This window comes from Lacticaseibacillus sp. 53-4, from assembly GCF_016861805.1.
Lineage (GTDB): Bacteria > Bacillota > Bacilli > Lactobacillales > Lactobacillaceae > Lacticaseibacillus.
Genome location: NZ_BOLT01000056.1, coordinates 1 through 5,874 on the forward strand (window position 1 = coordinate 1; position 5,874 = coordinate 5,874).

Below are 5,874 nucleotides of genomic sequence, written 5' to 3' on the forward strand. Positions count from 1 at the left end.
CTGAACTATCTTCGACCATGCGATTACTACCGACGCATGGCTTAACAACCTAGACCACTATCAAGGATTCGTTATCATCGTTGCACTTGACTTGAAAATTGAGGACCCAAAAAGATATTAGACAAATTTTGAGATCCTAATGATCTTCTTTTAATTGAAAGCTTTTATCCCGAACTTTTTTGACATAAGCCTTATACTTAGTCTGGCCAAGTGGCGTGACAATTACGACTCGATAATGATTCCCAGGCAGGCTGATGTCAGTCACCCCAGTTTGATCTGATTTAAAAGAATGTATATGTCGACCTCGTTTCACCACGACCTGTGTGGCTTCAGCCGGTACTTCCAGCAAATAATGCTTTCGGCCAAGCATCAAACTGCGCATTACGAAACCGATCACGCCTAAAATGATCACCGCGCCTAAAAGTGCGACTATTAGCTTTAATTTGTTCCACCAAACCGCCCAACTTGAGGCCTCGTCATCTGCCTTAACGTAAGGAATTCGGCGACCCGTTATCAACAATCGATGAGAATTAATCATATAAGGCGTGCAGGTCATTAAGGTCACAAGATCCTGTCCCGGCACAATTCTTAGCTGCCGGGTATCACTTGGCTCAATAACCTGGCGCTTAAAGACTTGGTAAGCCAATTTATGATTGCCTATGCTAATAAAAAACTTGTCGCCTTTTTTTAACGCTGGTACTCGGGTAAAAAGTTCAGCGTTTGGCACACCACGATGCGCTGAAATGACAGCATGGGTATTTTTACCACCAGTTGGATAACTTGTACCATCCAATAAACAGGCGCCAAATTGTAGAAGCCAATCGCTTGTATGATTAAAAACCGGCAGACTAAGGCCAATTTTGGGAATCGTCAACTGAGCAACTGTCTGACGAGTCAAGATTTGTTGATTGCGTTTGGCCTCTGTTTTTGCGGTTCCTTGATCATTAACGGCATGATTAAAACTGGCAACGCCGGGCACTTGCTGACTTGCTGCCAACTGTTTATTTTTTTGCTGATAGTCGTTATATTCCCGCCGCAACACCATCTGATTCTTCCGTGCTTCTTGTTGTCGATACCTGTCGATGACTTGCTGATTTTGGTAAGAAACGTAAGCATCACTTGCAAATGGATAGCATAAAACACCAAAACCCGCTAAAAGAAGGCATCCAATCACAATATCAATCAAGCCTAAAGGTCGACGTGTCCGTTTTGTCACTCTGATTACCTCGCCATATCAAAACAAGAGCGCCATCGACGCTCTTGCTTGACTCATTTATCTTATTAACTTTTTAGAAACCATTGCGGCGCTTGCGATAGGCAACTGCTCCAAATGCAATTAAGGCAACGCCCAAAATCGCAAAAATGACTGTGCCAGTACCACCAGTGTGTGGCAGAATACCGCTTGGTGCATCTAGAATGTCGCTAGACGAATTATCAGCTTTAAAGTCTGTATTGGCAGCAGCATCATAACCATCCGGCACTTTTGTTTCAACTGCCGTGTAAGTTGTGGTGTTATCAGCAAATCCATTTAAGCCAAACTTACCGCTCTTATCAGACGTGAAAACAGTAGCATCGCTTTCAGCAACCCACGTCAATCGATAGTTATTGGCCAATACATCGATAAATCCTTCGCCGATGCTGACGTTTTGACCATCTTTATCTGTCAACTTCAAAAACTTGCCATCACTATTGCTAATCTTAAAGCCGGCTCCTTCAAGCACTTCTTTAGTCTCAGCATCTTTCTTAACAAAAGTGCGCTCATAGGTGGTCTTTTGAACATTCTTTGGGTAGACATAGACATTCCCGTCGGCTGCTGCCTTGGCTGGTAAGGTTAACCAGAAATCGGCAGACGTGTTATAACCAGCTCGCGGATTGGTTTCATGGAAAAGATAGACAGCAGCACGAGTCTTACCGCTGGCATCTTTTGATTGGGTCGGTAATGCTTCGGCTAGTTCTCCTTGGTCATTAGTCGTTCCGGTTGCGGCAACCGGAGCACTATCAAAACTACCTTTATAATCCTTAGGCGATGCCCAATAATTGGCTGTCACGTTGTAAACGGTGAAATCAACGCCTTGTAAGCGCTTAGCACCGCCGCCGTCCCAGGTCTGATCAGTCGCACGATCAATGGCAGTAACATCTTTTTCAAACCCGTATTTAGTAAGGACAACGTTTTGTGTTGTCGGATCATTCGTATCTGCTTGAACCCGAGTGACATTAAACCCGAGAACCATCAGTAATGTCATTAGGATCGTGCTGGTTAATGTCAGCACTTTTTTGGCAATTGTCTTTTTCATTCTTATCTCTCCCACTTATTAATTTTTTGGCTTTTTATGTTAAAAGCAAGTACTGTCGCGAAGATTATCAACCCGAGCGTTGAAAGCCAAGCTGCAACTGTATCACCCGTTTGTGGCAACAATTGATGTGTTTTCTTTGGGACTTTTTTGGGGACGTCGGTGTGACGACTTACCATTTTGTTCTTAGGAAATAAATCAATGCGTGATTGATTCCCATGTTGAAGGTTGCTTGACATGACAACCACAAGATTCTGACTGGCTTCAATATTCTTAGGTGCCGCCGTTTCTTTAAAAAGATAAACCGCAGCATGCTGCCCCTGTCGGAGTGGTAAATCGCCAAAGTACGCTTCTCCCTGACCAGCCGTCACAACCTGTGCGATAAGGCTGGAGCTAGCAGGCTGATAGCTATCTTGACTCAACGTCGTTTGTGCTGCTTCAATCGCACCGCCATTTTTGGAGACAAGCTGCCAAAAGTCAGCGGTCACGTCATAAACTGTGAACGTCACACCGTTTAACGGCACATCTGCCTGCGAAAAGTCGGGTTTTGTTGTCCCGTTATTTGCTTGTTGAGTTGGCAAGGTATCTTTAAACAACAGCTTATGCAACACAACATCAACAGTGGTCGGCACAGTTGCCGCCTGTGTCTGCTGCAACGTTGTCGTTGCCAAACTGACTAGTAGTGCCAAGCAAAAGGTCAAAATCACTAACGGACGGAAGGATTTAGTCATGTTGCTTCACCACCCGTCGTTTTATCAAAACAACCAGTAATAAAAGGAACGCTGCGCTGATCAATCCCAGTGCGATACCAAGCAATCGCTGATAGCCCTGACCACCTGTATGCGGCAAAATTGCAAGTGGCTGATTAATCGCCTGCAAAGTGATCGTGCTGCCATCAATCGCTAATGTGTATCCGTTCTTACTTTCGCCCGGCTTCAATGCCTCACCGTCAATCGTGACGGTTGCCCCTTTACCAGTCGTAGCTACCTGAATGGCAATCTTGGCAGGATTGCTTTGATAGCCATCTGGTGCTTTTGTTTCTGACATCGTATAGGTACCATCTGCAATTAACTTTGTCGCAAACGCTTGTCCCTCAGATGTCGCCGATGATGTTATCGTCTCAGCTTCCCCAGCACTTGGTTGCAGGGTGAACGCTGCACCTGCAAGATATTGGCTTTGATTATCCTGTTTGATGACCCGCAAAGTCATGGATGGCTTTGGTTCATCGTATTTCGTTAGCGTCAGAATTTGCTGGTGATTTCCGGTCACCGTAAAATCATCTGACTTATCACCAACAGGATTCAAAGTCTGCTGGCCATTAATAACACTCCCTAGTGTCACATTGTCCTTTGTGCCATGGTATTGCCATTGCCCATCAGACGTTAGCTGAAAAAGATACGTTGTCCCATCAAGTTGATAACCTGTAGGTGCTGCAGCTTCCTGAATACCGTAATACCCCGGCGCTAGTGCCTGCAGATCCGTTGACGTGATGGCGTTGGTTTTGGATACCTGCTGAAAACTGTTATCGCTGTACTGGGTTAAGTTAAACTGCATGGCCTTCAACTGATCTGCTGATAAATCAGTACCATCGGTTGTTTTTTTCTGAAATTGAAAACCATACTGCTGATTTGTCAAAGTCAACGTTGCTGTTTGCTGATCCATATTTTGAGAACTGATAAACGAACTCAAATCAATTCCCGAGGCATCTTCACTCTTAACGACATATGAAAAACTTTGACCCTGATTGTTATACGCAGGTGCCGTAAAGCTAGCTTTCCAGTTATCAGTTTTTTTAAGGACTAAGGTCTGCTGCCAATTTGGATCAAGCGAACCGTCAGCCACTTTTCGCTGCACCGTGACGTTGAGCGTATCCGGTAACGATTGATTGCTTAACTGGCGCCATTGCTTCTGCACATAAACTGTAGTTGCTGGTGCCCTGCCTGAAGGAATCCCAAAGTCAACAGCGGCAGCGCCCGCTTTTGGTGTCAACAATGTTTCACCATTCATTTGGTACCAAAAATCAGGCTTGAAGCCAGCATCCTCTGTTTTGATCCGGACTTGATAATGGATTTGAACTTCCTGATCCTGACCCAAGTTCATGTGATTCACCGTCAATTGACCATCTTGGATCGCCGCACTTGGCAACTCACTTGCTGGCACAGTTTGCTTGCCGACACTCGTAACGGTCGCCTGGTTGTTTGCATATTGAAATTGCGTACCAATCGGGTCTGTGATCGTGCCATCGGTGACAGTATTAAAATTTTTGATAATATCCTTTGCCTGATTGTTCAAATAAGCCTCAACAGCGTCGGCACTATCAGCATCTTCGTATAAATCCGGTGAATTGGTAATAAGTTGCATGTTTTGGCGTATTTTTTCTTTTGTCATGTAGTCGCGGTCGTCAGCCAGTTGAATGCCTAAAGCGTGCACCTCATTACCGCTATCTTTTGCCTTCTTAGCCTCACCTAATGTTGCGGGCCAAGTATCATGTATGATATTACCTGAACTATCGGTGTACGGCAATCGAAGTTGTGCGGTATCGCTGGGTTCATCTCTTCTGGATCCAAAATTAATGCCATACAATGTGCCATTTATCCACTCTGAATTTATCACCTTGTTAGAAAAAGTCGGCACGCCATCAGTTAACAAAATCATCATTTTTTTATTGCCACTGGTGTCCGCATTCAGCATGGCTGATCCTTGCCGCAAACCAATCTGCGTATACGTACCCCCTTGAAACCTTGGACTCAATGCACCATTAATCGCTTGTTGCTGGCTGGCATTACCTGCTTTGCCTAATTTGACACTAATATAACCCGATTCGTCACCGATATAACCAGGACTAGAAAACCCAATTAAACCAACATTGACGTAATTACCCAGACCGGCGTTTTGAATAGATGTCAAGAAATTCTTAACACCTGTACGAACAGCACCGGCTCGATTCGTGTGACGTCCGTTTGACTCCATTGACCCAGACATATCAACAACTAAGACAATATCTACAGGCTTCACGTTTTGCTGTGTATTGCCTTTAACGTTCAAATAAACGTCGTACAATCCGGGGGTATTCGTCTCTTTAGCATATTTTCGAATCTGATAATCCGGATTATTGGGATCACCAAATTTTAGGTAAGAATTCGTGGTATTAGTCGCATCACCATCCCATGTTGTATTGTTATCCCACCCTGAAACTTGATCCCCGCCGCGTTGATTGATCACATTTTGTTGTCCCGTGACCTGCCACGAATTTTCTGGATAGGTACCATTAGCATTAGTTTTATAGGTTGGGCGAATGTTAGCAGTGGCTGTCACAACTGAACTGCCACTTGTCACTAAGCCTGTTAACATACTCATCAAAATCAATAAGACCGCGAACAAATGTCCAGTTCTCGCCACTTTAGCTGTCATCCTCGTCACATTTTTAACCTCCTCTCAAGTAAACTTTTAACCAATGACAATACTACCTGGATTATTCATAGAATTTCAAAAAAGCAGCGCAATCTCACGATTCACACGGGACTGCGCTGCTTTGGTGTTTCACCCATTGGGTGCGCCTATATGCTAAGGTTGAGTCGACGAA

At 44.5% G+C, this 5,874-nt stretch carries 4 protein-coding genes; all 4 read right to left on the reverse strand.

Features of this window, described 5'->3' with window-relative positions; genetic code table 11:
* Positions 1-136: 136 nt before the first annotated feature.
* Positions 137-1,216 (reverse strand): class C sortase, encoded by a 1,080-nt coding sequence (locus JUF21_RS11585; protein WP_064557568.1) that lies wholly within the window; start codon positions 1,214-1,216, stop codon positions 137-139.
* 73 nt (positions 1,217-1,289) lie between these two features.
* A complete protein-coding gene (locus JUF21_RS11590) occupies positions 1,290-2,294 on the reverse strand; it encodes a SpaA isopeptide-forming pilin-related protein (RefSeq protein ID WP_203664768.1) in 1,005 nt (334 codons plus the stop codon).
* Positions 2,295-2,296: 2 nt separating this feature from the next.
* The gene (locus tag JUF21_RS11595) at positions 2,297-3,022 is read right to left on the reverse strand and encodes a pilin N-terminal domain-containing protein (RefSeq protein ID WP_203664770.1); all 726 of its coding nucleotides are present in this window, start codon (positions 3,020-3,022) and stop codon (positions 2,297-2,299) included.
* Positions 3,015-5,711, reverse strand: coding sequence for a SpaA isopeptide-forming pilin-related protein (locus tag JUF21_RS11600; protein ID WP_203664772.1), 2,697 nt, complete (start codon positions 5,709-5,711; stop codon positions 3,015-3,017). The genes JUF21_RS11595 and JUF21_RS11600 overlap by 8 nt, the downstream gene beginning before the upstream one ends.
* Between the last annotated feature and the right edge of the window lie 163 nt (positions 5,712-5,874).

What these genes read in the sequence shown, in the direction of transcription:
- JUF21_RS11590 (WP_203664768.1), bottom strand. Translation starts at nt 2,294, where the DNA reads ATGAAAAAGACAATTGCCAAAAAAGTGCTGACATTAACCAGCACGATC.
- JUF21_RS11595 (WP_203664770.1), bottom strand. Translation starts at nt 3,022, where the DNA reads ATGACTAAATCCTTCCGTCCGTTAGTGATTTTGACCTTTTGCTTGGCA.